Origin of the sequence: Intrasporangium sp. (assembly GCF_035280925.1) — a bacterium.
Taxonomy (GTDB): Bacteria; Actinomycetota; Actinomycetes; order Actinomycetales; family Dermatophilaceae; genus Intrasporangium.
On the sequence record NZ_DATEEY010000207.1, the window covers coordinates 40431 to 56228 of the forward strand.

12 protein-coding genes are annotated in these 15798 nt (G+C 68.3%); 1 reads left to right on the plus strand and 11 read right to left on the minus strand.

The features are described 5' to 3' along the window. Positions 1-33 precede the first annotated feature (33 nt). The 8 genes from VJN29_RS18710 to VJN29_RS18745 form a co-directional block, all read right to left on the minus strand. On the minus strand, positions 34-1152 hold the full coding sequence (locus VJN29_RS18710) for a glycosyltransferase (protein WP_324145155.1): 1119 nt from the start codon (positions 1150-1152) through the stop codon (positions 34-36). A 5-nt stretch (positions 1153-1157) separates the two neighbouring features. Continuing rightward, positions 1158-2147: a hypothetical protein gene (locus VJN29_RS18715; protein ID WP_324145156.1), complete on the minus strand. Its 990-nt coding sequence runs from the start codon at positions 2145-2147 to the stop codon at positions 1158-1160. After that, on the minus strand, positions 2144-2848 hold the full coding sequence (locus VJN29_RS18720) for a nucleotidyltransferase family protein (RefSeq protein ID WP_324145157.1): 705 nt from the start codon (positions 2846-2848) through the stop codon (positions 2144-2146). Before VJN29_RS18720 ends, VJN29_RS18715 begins: the two co-directional genes overlap by 4 nt. Then, positions 2845-3945 (minus strand): NAD-dependent epimerase/dehydratase family protein, encoded by a 1101-nt coding sequence (locus VJN29_RS18725; RefSeq protein ID WP_324145158.1) that lies wholly within the window; start codon positions 3943-3945, stop codon positions 2845-2847. Before VJN29_RS18725 ends, VJN29_RS18720 begins: the two co-directional genes overlap by 4 nt. Before the next feature lie 8 nt (positions 3946-3953). Then, entirely contained in the window at positions 3954-5102 is a 1149-nt protein-coding gene (locus tag VJN29_RS18730) for a glycosyltransferase family 1 protein (protein WP_324145159.1), read from the minus strand. A 4-nt stretch (positions 5103-5106) separates the two neighbouring features. Next, entirely contained in the window at positions 5107-6300 is a 1194-nt protein-coding gene (locus tag VJN29_RS18735; RefSeq protein WP_324145160.1) for an HAD-IIIA family hydrolase, read from the minus strand. Between the two features lie 260 nt (positions 6301-6560). Beyond that, positions 6561-7823 carry a polysaccharide pyruvyl transferase family protein gene (locus VJN29_RS18740; protein ID WP_324145161.1) on the minus strand — a complete coding sequence of 421 codons (1263 nt, stop codon included), beginning with the start codon at positions 7821-7823 and terminating at the stop codon, positions 6561-6563. Next, positions 7820-8797: a glycosyltransferase family 2 protein gene (locus tag VJN29_RS18745; protein ID WP_324145162.1), complete on the minus strand. Its 978-nt coding sequence runs from the start codon at positions 8795-8797 to the stop codon at positions 7820-7822. Before VJN29_RS18745 ends, VJN29_RS18740 begins: the two co-directional genes overlap by 4 nt. 331 nt (positions 8798-9128) lie before the next feature. Here VJN29_RS18745 and VJN29_RS18750 point away from each other — a divergent pair, with 331 nt between their 5' ends. Continuing rightward, positions 9129-11708 carry a PKD domain-containing protein gene (locus tag VJN29_RS18750; RefSeq protein WP_324145163.1) on the plus strand — a complete coding sequence of 860 codons (2580 nt, stop codon included), beginning with the start codon at positions 9129-9131 and terminating at the stop codon, positions 11706-11708. A gap of 392 nt (positions 11709-12100) precedes the next feature. Here the strand turns inward: VJN29_RS18750 and VJN29_RS18755 are convergent, their stop codons facing one another. From VJN29_RS18755 to VJN29_RS18765, 3 genes are all read right to left on the minus strand, one after another. Continuing rightward, entirely contained in the window at positions 12101-13123 is a 1023-nt protein-coding gene (locus VJN29_RS18755) for a hypothetical protein (RefSeq protein ID WP_324145164.1), read from the minus strand. 206 nt (positions 13124-13329) lie between these two features. Next, positions 13330-15051, minus strand: coding sequence for a hypothetical protein (locus VJN29_RS18760; protein ID WP_324145165.1), 1722 nt, complete (start codon positions 15049-15051; stop codon positions 13330-13332). Further along, positions 15048-15798 (minus strand): hypothetical protein (locus tag VJN29_RS18765; protein ID WP_324145166.1); only part of this gene is annotated, 751 nt, incomplete at its 5' end. The genes VJN29_RS18760 and VJN29_RS18765, both read right to left, overlap by 4 nt.

A 15798-nucleotide genomic window follows, 5' to 3' on the forward strand; every position in this document is an offset into this window, starting at 1 on the left:
GGGCGCCGAGCGCGCGAGGCCAGCGTCGGGTGGTCACCCGTGGAACCCGAATCGCCGTGCGAGGTAGTCGGTCAGAGCCCGGGCGCTGGCGACCGGGGAGATCATGTCGGCCCGCTGCGCCCCCAGCGCGGAGAACCGTGCATGCACCTCGCCATCGAGCATGGTGCGCATCGCTTCCGCAAGCCCGTCCACGTCCCCCCGGGGGACGAGGGCACCGTAGGTGCCATTGTCCGTCACGAAGCGAGGGCCACCCCCCTGGGAGTCGGCGGCGATGACGGGACACCCGACGCTCATCGCCTCGGTGAGCACCTGTGCAAAACCGTCCTCGTCCGAGGGATGCACGAGAGCCCAAGAGCGGGCGACGTACTGGAGCGGGTCGTCGATCCATCCCAGGGTTGCCGCGTCGTCGCTGAGCCCGAGCCGGCGGATCTGTTCGTCCGCGGGTTGCCGGCCCGGCCCCTCGCCCAGGATGAGCAGCCGCACGTCATGGCTCGCGCGGACGCGAGAGAAGGCGTCTATCAACAGGTCCACCCGTTTGAAGGGGAGCAAGTTCGTCACATTGACGAAGACGGGAGGTTCGCCATCGCGCAGCCACGGATGCGGAGGGGGACCGAGAGGTGCCACGTGCTTCGGGATCGGATTGGGCACCAGCGCACCGGAGGAAGGGTCCAGCCCGCACCATTCGATGGTGTTCGCCAGCACGGTCGGGGAGGGAGCGATGAGTCCGTCGGCGAACCGGTAGGTGGCCTTCGCGACCCACTTGTTGTCACGGCGGTTGCTCGCATGCGTGAGCTCTGGCAGGTGGTCCTGCACGAGCAGCAGCTTCCCCTGCCACCGGGCTCCTGGGAGGCGGGCGATCCACGCGGCCGCCAGGCCCACGAAGTTCGCGTGCACCTGACGGGTGATCAGCACATCTGGGCGCTCCGTGCGCAGGTAGCGGACGAGCGCTGGCACCGACCGCGAGACCCGGTCGACCCTCAGGCGGTGGATGCGCGCTTCCGCCGGAAACCATGACGGTGGTGGGTCGTCGCTGTAGCAGACGAGGTCGACCTGCGCCTCGCCCCCCTCGACCAGGCCGAGCGCCAGCCGGCTCGCTGCGTTGCCGTGGGCGCGCTTGCTCGGACTGTCGACGAGGAGGCTGACCCGAGTCATCGCGCTCAGCTCCAGATGTTGCGGTGCACGTTGAGGATCACGCGTGATCCGTACGGGTCGACCGAGATCGGAAGGTCCTTCATCGGCGCGAGGGCCCTGCGCACGGACTCCTGATGCTCCACCGGGCACATGACCAGGATGAAGCCACCGCCCCCCGCACCCGTGACCTTGGCACCGGTCGCTCCGGCGTTCATCGCGGACTCCACGGCTTCGTCGAGGGCGCCGTTCGAAACGCCCTGTGCCAGTTGTCGCTTGGCTTCCCAGCTCTTGCCGAGAGCCATGCCGACCACCTCCGGCCGACCGGAGCGCACCCCCGCGACGGCCTCCGCGGCGAGGTCCTTGAGCTGCTGCAGCTGGGCGAGCCGGTCCGGAATGTTCGCCTTCTGCTCCCCGAGGATGGTGTCGGCGGTGCGCGTGATCCCCGTGTAGAAGAGCATGAGCTGGTCCTGGAACGAGCGGTGCGCAGCCGGGGGCAGCCGAATCTGCTCAGCGTGGACGGCATCACCGGGGCCGAAGCTGAGGTCGCAGATCCCGCCATAGGCCGCGACGTACTGGTCCTGTTTGCCGATCGGCTTGCCGCACCTGTCGATCTCGATGGTGCAAGCCCGCTCGGCGAGCTCATGGGCCGACAGTTGACATCCCTGGTAGGCGAACAGGGCCTGCAGCAGTCCAACGGTGACCGAGGAGGACGATCCGAGACCCGACCCTGCCGACGGGATGTCTGCGAGCGTTGTGATCTCTACACCACCCCGGACGCCGGCCATGTGCATGGCCTCACGCACGAGGTCGTGTTCGACATCCTCCACCTGCGACACGATCTCCTTGCGGGAGTAGTTGAGGTAGATGTCGTCGTCGAAGCGCTGCTTCACGACGACGTAGACGTACTTGTCGATGGCGGCGTTCAGGACGCGGCCACCGTGCTGTCGGTAGTAGGACGGAAGGTCGGTTCCTCCGCCGACGAGCCCGACGCGCAACGGTGTCTGGGTGATGATCACGCGATGCCTCGGAGGGGCCACTCGGCCTCGGCGCGTGCCAGCGCCTCGGGCGTGCCGATGTCGATCAGGAAGGCGTCTCCCACTGGCACGGCCACCGAGCGCCCCACGAGCCGGGGAAGCAAATGCGTGCCGATGTCGACCGGGCCGCCGGGCGGCACGAGGTCAAGCACCGACCGACGGAAGGCATACATGCCGGCATTCGCCAAGTCGCTGCGCGGCGAGGCGGGCTTCTCCTCGAACGACGTCACCAGGCCCCCTTGGACCTCGAGGATGCCGCAGGCCTCCGGTCTGGGGGCGTGGAACACCGCGACGGCGGCCTGTGCCGAGGGTGCTGCCTCCAGCGCGGCCACGAGCAGGCGCACGTCGAAGTCCGTGAGGTTGTCCCCGTTGACCGCGAGGAACATGCCGTCGGAGCCGATGAACCGTCGGCTCGCGAGGATCGTGCCGGCACTTCCGAGGAGGATGGGTTCGTAGGTCGTGCGCACCCGAGGCAGGCCCTGGTGAGCTGCAAGGTGCGACCGAACCTGCTCGGGCATGTGGTGCAGGTTGACGAGGACGTCGTCGACTCCTGCGACGCGGAAGTTGTCGAGCCAGAGCTCGAGGAGCGGGCGGCCCCCCACCCGGACGAGGCACTTCGGCACGCTGTCGGTGAGGGGACGCAGCCGCGTGCCGAGTCCCGCCGCGAGGAGGAGGGCCTTCATCCGTCCGACTCCCGTACCACCCCGAGGGACTTCATCGTCGCGTCAGCGTCGGCGAGGACGGCGTCGAGCCCCGGCATGCCCGCCAGCCAGCGGGCGTATTCGGCCACCGAGTCCGCGGGGGTGCGTTGCGGTGCCCACCCCAGGCCCTCGAGCGAAGACACGTCTGAGCAGATGTGGCGGGTGTCCCCGAAGCGGTACTGGCCAGTTACCTGGGCCGGCTGGTCGGACCCGTACTGGGTCCGGACGATCTCCGCGAACTCCCTTGTGGTGTAGGCAGTCCCGCCTCCGACGTTGAAGGCCGAGCCGACGGCTCGCTTGTCCTCGAGGACGAGCAGGTTGGCGTCTACGACGTCGTGGATGTTGACGTAGTCGCGCACCATCTCGCCGTCCTCGTAGAGAATGGGCGTGCTACCGAGCAGGTAGTGCAGCGAGAAGATTCGGCAGGCGCCGGAGTAGGCGTTGTAGACGGACTGCCGAGGGCCTTGGACGATGCTGTACCGCAGAGCCACCGTCGGGATACCGTACCGGCGACCGAGGTTGAGCGCGACCATCTCTTCGCCGTACTTCGACATCCCATAGGCATTCTGCGGGTTCGACACCGTCTCCGGCGTGCGCAGCATCTCGAGCGGGCCGCCGCAGACCGGACAAGGGATCTCCCAGACCCCGGCGCGCAGCGCCTCCTCCGGGCGCATGCCGGGCGACTGATCCCCGTCGCGAAGGCACCGGTAAAGGCCCTCCCCCATCGCGCTCTGGGACGAGGCGACGACCACGCGCTGAAGATCCAGTCCCTCGGCCACTGCGATCTCATAGATGAGCGAGGTGCTCACGACGTTGACGTCGGTGAAGCGCGAAAAATCGGGAAGGTAGTCCTGGTACGCCGCGAAGTGGTAGACCGCATCCGTGCGGCGGAGCAGGTTGGCGAGCAGGTCGCGGTTGCGGACGTCGCCGACGAACAGGTCGACGCCGGGGGTCAGGTAGTTGGGAACGCCGTTACGGTGCACCGGCGCGGTCAGCGCGTCGAGCACCGTCACCTGGTGCCCCTCATGCACAAGGCGGTCCGTCGTGTGCGAGCCGATGAACCCGGCTCCACCGGTCACGAGCACCCTCATCGCCGATCTCCCTGTGTGGCGTGGACTTCGCGGTAGACCTCGAGGGTCGATTTGGCGGTGGCGGCCCAGGTGAACTGCGCTGCGCGAGGGGGGCCGAGCTCACGCAGTTTCGAGCCATGGTGACCGCAAGCAGACACGATTGCTGCGGCGATGGAGGCCGGGTCCTCGGGGTCCGCCAGCAGGGCGGCGCCGCCGGCCGTTTCCGGCATGGCGCTGCGGTCGGACGTGACGACGGGGCAGCCGCACGCCATCGCCTCCAGGATCGGCAGGCCGAAGGTCTCGTTGTGCGAGGGATACACGAACGCGGCCGCGGCCCGGTAGAACGGCAGCGTTTCATGGTGCGGGATACCGCCCACCCACACGACGTGCTCCTCGATGCCCAGCTCGGCCGCAAGGGCGTGCAGCTCCGCCGAGTACCCCGCATCCGCGGCGCTGCCCACGACGACGAGCCGGTGCTCCGGGAGGTCGCGTCGCGCGATGGCGAACGCACGCAGCAGCCCATCGCAGTTCTTGTAGGCCCACAACGAGGAGACGAAGAGGACGAACGGGCCCTCGATGCCCCGCTCGCCGCGGAGGCGCACCGAAGCCTCCTCTGGGTCACCCGGGCGGAAGACCTGGTGGTCGACCGCCTCGGGGATGAGCCGGAGCTTGGCCGGGTCCACGTCGAGGTACGTCTCGACCTCTTGGCGCAAGCTCTCGGAGTTGATGATGATGGCGTCCGCCACCTTCGCGGTGTGCGGGTACCCGGTGCGCCGGTAGAGCCGGACCATGGGGTTGAGGGCCCCGGGATTCGTGAAAGCATGCAGCGTCTTGAAGTGGGCGACAAGACCCGGGGTGGGCTTGACCATCGGCGCGATGAGCGTGTTGAAGACGTCGATTCCGGATCGGGGCAAGCGCAATGGCGCGTACGCCTGCTCGGTCAGGGTCCGCAGCGCACGCCGCTCGTTGGACCACGGGAAGGTGATGTAGCGAATGTCGGGGCCGTAACCAGAGTGCTCCCTGCGGATTCGTGGGCTGACGACCAGGTGCAGTTCCTCACCCTCCGCCAGCAAGGGCACCATCTCGCTGATGGTCTGCTTCCAGAACCAGTGCGCACCCGACGGCTGGTCGGGATGGTCGGTGAGCAGGTTGATCGCGACGCGCATGGAGTCAGAAGACCTGCGTCGAGACATCGTCGTCGGACATCATGGCCTGACGGACGTACTGGGCCAAGAGGTGCATGCACGCCTGGTGCGCGTCCTCGATCACTCCATAGTTGCCCGAGTCCACGTGGATCGAGACAGTCGCGAGCTCACGGGCCGGACCCCCCGTGAAGCCTGTGAGGGCCACGGTCTCGACGTCGTTCTCGCGGCACCACTCCAGCGCCCGGACGATGTTGGGTGAGCGCCCGGACGACGAGACGGCGACGAGCACGTCGCCTGGTCGGGCGTGCGACTGGAGCTGGTAGTCGAAGACGTTCTCATAGCCGTTGTCGTTGGCGATCGCGCTGAGGATCTCCACGTTGGTGCTGAGACTCTGCACGCGGGTGAGCAGGCCGGTACCGTTCCGCACCCCCTTGACGTGGTCGCACTGGAAGTGGTTGGCGATCGATGCCGACCCGCCGTTCCCACACGAGAACACGGTCGACCCCCGCTTGTAGGCGCGATCGAGGAGCCCCGCCGCGGACTCGAAACGACCAGGTGGGACGGTGCCCATCGCCCGGGCCAGCTCCGACGAGTACTCGGCGGCGAAGCATCCCGCGTCGCGGTACTTGTGGGCCGGGAAGGCGGCGGGGACAGCCGCCGATGCGATTTGGCCAGCGGCGTGTTCAGCGAGAATGAGATCCACAGCAGCCGCCAGGTCTGCGACGGCGTTGGCGTCCTGTTCGCGGTCGGCGCGGTCGGCGCCGACCCGAATGGGACGCGCTCCCACGGCCCGGGCGAGGTCTACGTCGCAGTCGCTGTCGCCCACGACCCAGCAAGCGGTGAGGTCCAGGTCCAGAACACCCGCGGCGGCGATGGCCATGCCGGGTGCCGGCTTGCGGTCGGCGCTGGTTCGGGCGAACGCCGAGACGACACCATCCGGGTGGTATGGGCAGAAGAACCAGGCGTCGACGCGCGCGCCCATCCGGGCCAGCTCGGCCACCATGTGCTTCTGGACGAGCTCAACGTCCGCCAGCTCGTACATGCCGCGCGCGACTCCGGCCTGGTTGGTCACGACGGCCACCGGGAGGCCGGCGGCGTTGAGTCGTGCGATGGCTTCGATCGCCCCGTCGATGAAGACGACGTCCTCGACGGCGCCGACGTAGCCGCTGTCGACGATGATCGTGCCGTCCCGGTCGAGCAGGACGCCGCGGCGGGTCATCGCCCTCGGCCCTTCGCGCGTGTCACGGCATATCCGACGCGGCCCGGCCCCTGGTGCGCCGGCCCGCGGGCCGGCGAGGGCCACCCGATATCGCTCATTTCTCGCACCACGACACGCCCTCCCTGATCGCGGTTCCCCCGGGTGACACGGACCTCCGCCCCACCCGCAGGATGTCACCGCCATGCTAGATAGTCACGGCTGCTCGAGTGGTCGGTTCCGCCAAACTGCCTTGTATGTGCGGGAACCGGCCAGGCCCTGCCTCAGGTGGCCACCGGTCTCATAGTGCGGCTGCGGGCGGAGGAGATCAGGTCGTCCACAGTGGAGAGCCGATCGACGAGGGCTTGCCGCTGTTCGGCAGCGAGGTCGAGCAGCTGGGGGGAGAGCCTGTCCCCCTCGGCGAGGAGCCCGTCTAGAGACCGCTCCAGGTCATCAACGTCCAGCGAGCGGATCTCATGGCTGAAGCGGCTGACTCCGAAGCGCTTCATCAGCATCCGATGCTTGTCCCCGTAGCCGACGGCGATCGTCGGCACTCCGCACATCAATGCGCACAGGACGTTGTGGAATCGCGACGCGACGACGGCGTCGAGATCCACCACCTGTGACATGTACTCGCCGAGGGTGGACACCGGGTCGAACACGATGGCGTCCGCGGCGAGCCAGGGGCGCTCGGCCAGCACGGCGTCGCGCATGTCCATGGCGACAGGTACGTCGATGTCGTCGCCCACCAGTAGTCGGACGCTTCGCCCGGAGTCGACGACCCGGCCGAGAAAGTCCTGTAGCGCAGCGCGATAGCGAACGTTGATCGCTCCGGCGCCGGCCCGTTCAGACTCGGCGCCGTACCACGCGATGACGCCCACACCGACGATGCCTGAGGCCCGGCCCGAACGCGGTGGAGTCGAAAGGGCGAACGCCAGGTCGGGAAGCACGACGTCGTGCGAGGTGTCGACGCCCATCTCTGATGCTGCTGCACGCGATTGCTCGTCACGGAAGGAGCGGTGGCTCGCCAGCCGGAGTGCGCGGCCGAGCAGGATGCGGGTGAGCGGGTCGGGGGGGTTGCTGGCGCCAACGCTGACGACAGCGAGGCTGGTGCCGAAAGCCCGCGCCGACATCGCCAGGGCGAACAGCGACCAGGGCGTCTGCCACGGGCGGACCTGCATCGTGGACTCGAAGGTACCCATCCCCGGGACGATGGCCACGGAATGCTGACGCGTCCAGCAGGCGATCCGCCATGCGTCGATGGCGAGGCCCATCCCGACCCGCAGCGCTGTCAGACCCCGATCGAGGAGCCGAAAGCCGGACCTCGGGCCCCCTCGGTCCCAGCTCAGGTCGACAGCCGGGATGCCGTAGCGCTCCTCCACGACTGTTGGTCCTGCCGCCATGCAGTCGACGGGAACGGAAGGGTGATGACTCCGGAGGTGAGCGAGCAGCGCCTCGAGGGAACCGTCATTGCCGTAGTTCCCCGCACCGAGCTTGCCGAACAAGCCCACCCGCTTCGTGCGCACGGGCTCTTGGCCAGCACTCACAGGCCGCCGCGCTGACCGGCGACCACCTCGCGCACGTCGACGACGGGGTTCTCGAGCACCGCCTCCGGACTGCCGAACTCGTCACGGTGGGCGCCACGGAGCCGGCGGGCGACCCGGGAACCCACCCAGCGCGCGGTCACTGCGTAGCACGCTCGTCGGTCGGCGGCGCTGATCGGGCTGCGATGGATGAGCGCGAATCTCTCCCAGCCGTACTCTGCAACCAGACGAGCCGTGGGGTGTCGCAGCCGATTGGAGCGCCGGGGGTCGAGGTTGGCACACCATGAGCTCGCCGAGGGATTGGCCTTGAATGCCCTGCCCGAGTGGTGTCGCCGGAAGTAGAGCCAGTCGGGGACGATCGCGAACTGCCCCATCAGCGCCAGCTCCGACATGAAGGTCTGGTCGGCGTGGTAAAAGCTGTCGTGAGGACGCACTCGCCGCAGCACGTCGGAGCGGATGATGCCGTAGAAGTCGTCGGCCGCCACCGCCCCGGGCATCGCATCACCCCCGAAGAGCAAGCTCTCCAGCCGCCGTGCGGGCCGGGGATCGTCCGTGGCCAGCGGGTACTGGAGCGCTTGGATCAGGTTGTCGTCCTCGTCGATCGCCGCAGTCAGCGAGTGTGCGAGCACGACCTCCGGCCGGTCTTCGAGCACTTCCAGGCAGCGCTCGAGTAGATCACGCGCGTAGAGGTCGTCACCAGAGGCCCACTTGAACAGCGGCGCTCGCGCTCGGTGGAAGACCTCGGTGTGGTTGGGGGCGGCGCCGACATTGACGGGTTGGCGGATGAACCTCACGCGCTCGTCCTCGCGCTCGTAGCGCCTGCAGATGTCGTCGGTTGCATCGGTCGACGCGTTACTGAGCAGAATCAGCTCGAAGTCGCCGAAGGTCTGGCCCAGGAGAGCATCGACCGACTGCTCCAGGTAGTCCTCACCGTTGTACACCGGCAGCCCGATGCTCAGCGGGGGTGTGGCACTCATGGTCCCTCCTACGCCTGGCGCTTGTGCGTGGATCCTCGGACCCAGACTAGGTGCGCGCCGTGGCAGTAGCAGGGGAATCGGACTTCCCGCGAAAGACGCCGACAACACCGATGGGGATGACATGGCCCGGCTCCGAAGATGCTCATCGTGGCGACCTCGTCACGGCCATTTCTGGGACAACGGGCTCATCGAGGTGTTTCATTGGAGTGCCGGGGCAGGGCCCCAGTGGACGGTACGACTGCGCACCGTCGACGCTTCGACTCCGGGGGACGGGGCTGCCGAGGGGAGACGACCGAGCACGCTCGGTCATCGACGTTAGAGCGGGGAAGCCATGACGGAGATGCTCGTTGCGGGTCGGTACAGGTCGCTGAGGCGACCTCTGGCGGCACTTGCGGCCGCGGTGATGCTCGTCGGTCTGGGCATCGGGTTCGCCGCCTCTCCGTCCGAGGCGGCCGACGAGAAGGTGATCGTCACGTTCACGTTCGACGACGCCAGGGTCAGCCAGTACCCGATGCTCCCCGTCTTCGCCGCCCACGGTGCCAAGGCCACCTTGTACGTCAACACCGGGCTGATGGGCACGAACGGGGTCATGACGTGGGCCCAGCTGCGGGACATCTATGGTGCCGGGCACGAGATCGCGGGCCACACTGCCCACCACACTGCTCTGACCGACGTGGACGAGGCAACCGCGCGCGCCGAGATCGAGGCTGACATCACGACGCTTCAGGCGCAGGGGTTCCCGCGCCCGGTGTCCTTCGCGTATCCCGTTGGCTATTACGGTCCGGCGGAAGAAGACATGGTCGAGCAGGCGGGCTACGCCTCCGCTCGCACCATCGACACCGACAGGCGCGAGACGGCGCCGCCCGCCGACCCGTACGCCCTGCGCATTGAACGGGACAGCCTCGACGGCTCCGAGGGCCTGCAGGCGCTCAAGAACGACGTGCTGGCCGCTGAAGCCGCCCCAGGCAAGACGTGGATCGTCTACCTCATGCACGAGTTCTATTCACCGATCGACGAGGAGATCGACGATTTCCTCACCTGGCTTGGGCCCCGTGCGACGTCAGGCACGGTGGTGAAGACGGTCCGGGACGTCATGCTCCCCGCCGGCAACCAGCCTCCCGTGGCGGATGCCGGTCCGGCGCAGACGGTGGCCTTGGGCTCGAGCGTGACCCTGGACGGCTCGGGCAGCCGTGACCCCAATGGGGACTCGCTGACGTACCAGTGGACCCAGACGGGTGGTACGCCAGCGAGCCTGTCGAGCGCGACGACGGCAAGGCCGACGTTCACCGCGCCGTCCGCAGCCTCAACTCTGACTTTCCAGCTCACTGTCGGCGACGGCGAGTTCACGGCGAGTGACACCGTCACCATCACCGCGGCCGCGGAGCCCCAAGGCGGTGCACCCACCTACCGTTCCAGCTCGACGACAGGGAATGATGCCTGGTCCACGGCGGCGACGCTGCCGGTCCCTGCCGGGGCGACAACCGGCGACGTCGTCGTCGCCACCGTGGCGACGTGGGGCAATCCGGCTCCCGCGGTCACCGCCCCAGCCGGATTCAGCCTCAAGGCGAGCTATACCGCCGGTGATGACACCGTCCGCGTCTACTGGAAGCGACTGACGGCTCCCGACACCGGCACTTACCAGTTCTCCTGGAGCGGCGGCCGGTGGTCCTCGGCCCACGCCCTGGCGGTCTCCGGGGCGGCCACCATCGGTGACCCCGTTGAGGCCATCAACCACGCTGGTAGCGGATCGGGCACCACATACGCCACCACGACGGTCTCAACGCTCAGCACTCCGCTGGTGGCGTGGATCGGGCGCAACGACGAACCCTCGTCTGCGCACACCCCACCGGCTGGCTTCACCGAGGTGCAAGACCGAGACTGCAGCACCGTGGCGTACCGCCAGCCGGCGTCGGGTGGCACCCACGTTGCGAGCGGAGGCACCTACTCCGGTTCCGCGGGACCCCTCCACTCCGTCCTCGTCGCCATCAAGGGCGGCACCTCAGCGCCGCCGACGAACCGGGCACCGGTGGCCGAGGCGGGTCCGGCGCAGAGCGTGTCGACCGGGGCGACCGTGACACTGGACGGGTCGGGCAGCAGCGACCCGGATGGTGACGCGCTGACCTACGCCTGGGCGCAGACCGCCGGCCCGGCGGTGACCCTGTCGAACGCCTCGGCCGTGAAGCCGACGTTCACCGCGCCGGCCACGGCGTCCACGTTGACCTTCGCGTTGACGGTCGGTGACGGACAGGCCACGGCCACCGACTCGGTCACCGTGACCGTCACAGCCCCACCGCCGACGAGCGCACCGACCTACCGCTCGAGTTCTTCCACCGGAAACGACGCCTTCGCCAGCTCTGCGAACGTTCCCGTCCCGGCCGGCGCGACCACCGGCGACATCGTCATCGCCGTCGTGGCGACGTGGGGCGGCAGCGCTCCGGCCCTCGTGGCGCCCGCCGGATTCACCCTCCAGGCGACCTACACCGGCGCCAATGGCGGCGGAGCCGACACCGTGAGGGTCTATTGGAAGCGACTCACGGCGCCCGATACCGGCAACTACGCCTTCACGTGGAGCGGCCGCCGGTGGTCCTCTGGCCACGCGATCGCGGTTTCCGGGGCTGCATCGACCGGCAATCCGATCGAGGCCATCGACCATGCAGGAAGCGCCTCGTCCAATGCCTTCCCGAGCACCACCGTGACCACCACCGGAAACCCCCTGCTGGCGTGGATCGGGCGCAACGACGAACCCACGTCTCAGCACACTCCTCCCGCGGGGTTCACCCAGGTGCAGGACAAGGACTGCACCATACTCGGGGTCCGCACTCCCGGGGCACCCGGCACGCATACAGCGACCGGGGCCAGCTACACCGGCACAGCAAGCCCTCTCCAGGCGGTCCTCATCGCGATCAGGTAGTAGGTCCGCTCCGGCTCGGAGTCTGGCCCCCGAGGGCTCCAGGAACTTGGGGGCCACGACACCCGTTCGAGGGACCAATGCGGCCAACTTGCGCGATGAGGCCAGGCCGAAGAAGGTGCTGGACGAAAACCACCGTCCAGGTCACCGTCGAGGTCTCAAGGTCCCGTCGCAACCAGCCGTCCGCCGTCGCCATGGGCTCGGAACGGAGCCCGCCCGGCCGGTCACATCCGCTGGTGACTGATTCCGGGTGTGGCGACGGTGCCGCCGAGCCGCCTAACCTTCTGTTAACAAGCTTGAGGCCCGCGCAATCCGTCGCGTGGCAGAGGGGTTCTGTCGTCGTCAGTTCCTCGGCGCGATCATCGGCGCGATCATCGGCGCGATCATCGGCGCGATCATCGGCTCGGTTCGGTCGGACGCGAACTGAGGAGGGAGGCTGCTACGACAAGGTCGAGGATGTATGGCGAGGCGTCGCCGATTCCGGTCTCGGTGATGGAGGAGATCACGCCGTACACGACGAGGAAGAGCGCGACTGCGCGGCGGGGACCCCGCACGTGCGTCGCCACCATCGCCAGGAGAAGGAGCAGCATGGCCGCCTGAAGGACGACCCCGAACCAACCCTGGTCCACGTAGCTTGCGACCCAGTTGCTGTCGATCGCAAGGCCGTCGAAGGACTTGTTTGACAGGCCCGATCCGAACAAGGCCTCCATGGTGGGCCGGGGTGTCGCGAACACGTCGGACCAAACCTTGGTCCGTCCGGTCAGCTGCGCCGCATCCTCGACGGTCTGACCGCGCGAGAGCCAAGACACGATCTGGGGGGCGAAGACCGCCGTGGCTGCGATCACGCCCATCACCGTGGAGACGGAAACCCTGCGCACGCGTGCATGTCCGAGGAACAAACTGGCAGACGCGAGCGCGACGCCGATACCCGCGCCCAACAACGCCGTCCGGGTGTGAGTGCCGATCAGCGCGATGAAGCTCACTGCCACGGCGGCGAGAGCGTGGCGACCGCTGATGACTCGGCACATCCAAAGGATTGCGGAGGTCCCGAACAGCACGGCGGCGTAATGGGCCACCTGTGTCGGGGGGACCGGCCAGAGCGTCCCCGATAGTCGACCCTCGAAGGCGAACGCCTTGCCGGGAGCAATCGCCGCCCCAGCCAGGACGAGCCCGAGGATTGCCCACATCGCCACGCGGTGCGCTCGTAACAGGACCAGATCGCGACGCCCCCACCAAGGGGTGAGCAGCCAGAGGCAGGTTACGAAGGCTAGAAGGCGCACACCCCGGTATACCGATCCCACGAAGAACTGACTGTGCAGCGAGATGACGAACGAGCTCAGCGCCAGAGCGGTGAGCAGCATGATGAAGAGGTTCGGGCGCAAGACAAGACGACGGTTGGCGAGCAGGGCGAACGCCAAGGCGAGGACCAGGGACCCTTGGGCGACCGCCTGAAGCATCGGGCGCGGGATCGGTATAACCGTCGGGTTCCCTCCCGGTGCAAGCACGTTGACAAACAGCGCAAGCCAAGCGGCCAACACGAGCCGCGGGATCTTGACGGCGTCGGTACGCAGCGGGCGGCGTCGGACCGGAACCGGAGCCCTCGCGAGTGGTGCCGGAACTGACGTCATGGCGACTGAACCGCCGCCAGCTCGTCGTGAGCCGCGAGGATGGGCGCGGGCTGGCCGAGGGTCTGGTCGCTGCGGTCGGCTCCCTCGAGGAGCGCGAACGGCATCTCCAAACCGGCCTGTGTCACGAGACCGGAGATCGTGGACAGAAGCTCGCCGTTGACTCGTCCGGCAGTGACGAGCGGAACGATCCGGTTGACCCAGGTCTGCACGATCTCGAGGTTTATTCCCGGGTCGACCTCGAGCAGCACGAGGACGACATCCGCCTCAGCCCAGGCAGCGCCCAGCTCGCCGAGATCGTCGCGGGACCGTTCGGGCGCCCGGCGGCTGCGGCGCGGTCCGTAGCTCAGCGCGGGATCGCCCTCCGGACGGTAGATGCGCGGCGTGGCCGAGGCTGCATCGCCGGGGTCCGAGAGACCGGGGCTGTTCGCCAGCACGCCCACCGATGACAGATCGACCAAGAGCACCGCGACGCCTCGCTCGGCCATTCGGTCTCCGGCGACGCGAAGGACGACAGCGGCCGTGTCGGCGCGGTCGACGGCAGCGAGACCCAAAGTCGTCGGTGCGGACCGGTTGCTGGGACGGCGGTTCCCATCCCGGTTGCTCCCTGGCCAGTGTCCGTTCGTAAACCGCGGCGGCAGGGCGAACTCCAGGCCTTGGACGAGCGCCTCGAGGTTTCTGCGTGGCCGACGTTGCCAGCGCACCGACTTTTCAGGAGAGACCATCTCGCGACTGGTCGGTGACGTCACCTGGCGCGATCGAGGGAGAACCCGGGAGAGCACGGGGCCCGCCCTACGACTCAAGAAGCCCGGTGTGGGGATCGGGCCGACACCCACCCGAACAGGGACTCCCAATGCGGTCGCCACCTCGCGGCGCTGGCGCAGCCGGTCCGAGGTCAGGGCACGGAAGAGGATGACTCCGACGCTGAGTGCGCCGCCGAGAAGGGCTCCCGAGACCGCGAAGAGCACCAACTGACGTCGGAGCCCAGGAGACTGTGCTCGCGGCGCGTCGAGGACGTGGGTGGCCGTGATCGCGGCGTCGGTCTGCAGGCTGGCCTCTTCAACGTCATTCTGCATGCCGGTGATCTGGTTCCCCAAGGTTGCACGAGTTGCGAGAATGTCGCTCGCGCGCACGTCGTCCAACTTCGTCGCGCTGGAAAGCCGGTCGTACTCCCGGGTGAGTGCGTCGACCTGAGTCTTGAGGTCGGCGATCCTCTTTTCGTATCCGTCAATCAGCCCGGCCGCGATGGTCCGCATCTGCTGGGCGCGGAACTCGAGGAAGTGGTTTACGAGCGAGGTGGCCCGATCTACCGCTGAGGCCTGGTCGGGGCCGCTCACCGTGAGCAACAGGACCTGGTCGTTCACTGGGGTGACCGATACCGTCGAGAGGAGCGCCTCCGGCGACTCCTGGAGACCGAGGTCGGAGAGGACCCGGGAAGCCACGGCTCGAGTCTGCAGCAGGCTCAGGTCAGTTTTCATCGCCGTCTCACCGGGTTCGGCGTGCACCATGAGCAAGGTGGTCGACGCGGAAGCCGAGCCAGGCAGGCCGAGCACCGCCATGACACCGAGGACCCCACCGATGATGGCCGACCCGACCCAGATGCGCCACGTGCGCGCCAATGCGTCCCGTAGGGCCCGCCCCGTGACCAGGAGAGGTCGTGGGGTACCGGTGATCTCCGGGCTCCCATCCTCGTCGTCGATCCGCCACGTCGGTCCGTTCATCGTGGACTCCTGCCCCGGGTCGGACGACGTGGTTCGTCGCCAGCGGCCGGGGCGCTGGCCTCGCCCTCCGCTCCCGCGCGGCCGTGTCCGGTGATCAGGATCGGGCGTGGGACTGTCGGGCTGGCCCACTCGACCCCCGACAGCCGTCCGGTCGTCCGGTCGAGCGGCTCGGGGTTCGCCACCACGATCCCTTGGACAGCCAGTCCGACCCGGTCCATGGCGACGACGGCATCGGCGAGGTTCCGTCGGGTCGCCGAGCCAGAGCTCACGGCGAGGATCGCGGTTCCGCCGGCGAGGAGATGTGGGTCCGGTTCCGGTGTGTCACGGTCCAGCACGACGAGCCGCACGGTGAGGTCGACTCGGATGCGAGGGTCGGCGACAGTGGTCACCGAGAGGGCGGCAGGCACGTCGTGGCGCTCCGGATGCTGGCTGCAGGCGGCCCACAGCGTTGTGGCGGACTCGTGATGCTGCGCCGCGAACAACTGGGTGGCAATTCCGTTGGATGCGGCGAAGGACGCGATCTGCGGCCCCACCGCCAAGCCGGCGGTATCCCCGGACACCGTGAGGACGATGAGCACAAAACCCTGACTCTTGGGTCGCTCGCTCCCCGCGTCCGGCACCAGACCATGGAGGAGCTGCCGCAACGCCCACGCGTCGGGGCTGTCCGGGGCATAGGCGCGCAGCAGCTCCCTCCAGGCGTGCGTCGAGCGGGGCGGCCGGACTCGCATCGACGTGACGACGGGGATG

Coding starts and splice junctions, on each gene's coding strand:
- VJN29_RS18710 (WP_324145155.1), bottom strand. CDS start 1,152: ATGACTCGGGTCAGCCTCCTCGTCGACAGTCCGAGCAAGCGCGCCCAC.
- VJN29_RS18720 (WP_324145157.1), bottom strand. CDS start 2,848: ATGAAGGCCCTCCTCCTCGCGGCGGGACTCGGCACGCGGCTGCGTCCC.
- VJN29_RS18730 (WP_324145159.1), bottom strand. CDS start 5,102: ATGCGCGTCGCGATCAACCTGCTCACCGACCATCCCGACCAGCCGTCG.
- VJN29_RS18735 (WP_324145160.1), bottom strand. CDS start 6,300: ATGACCCGCCGCGGCGTCCTGCTCGACCGGGACGGCACGATCATCGTC.
- VJN29_RS18745 (WP_324145162.1), bottom strand. CDS start 8,797: ATGAGTGCCACACCCCCGCTGAGCATCGGGCTGCCGGTGTACAACGGT.
- VJN29_RS18750 (WP_324145163.1), top strand. CDS start 9,129: ATGACGGAGATGCTCGTTGCGGGTCGGTACAGGTCGCTGAGGCGACCT.
- VJN29_RS18760 (WP_324145165.1), bottom strand. CDS start 15,051: ATGAACGGACCGACGTGGCGGATCGACGACGAGGATGGGAGCCCGGAG.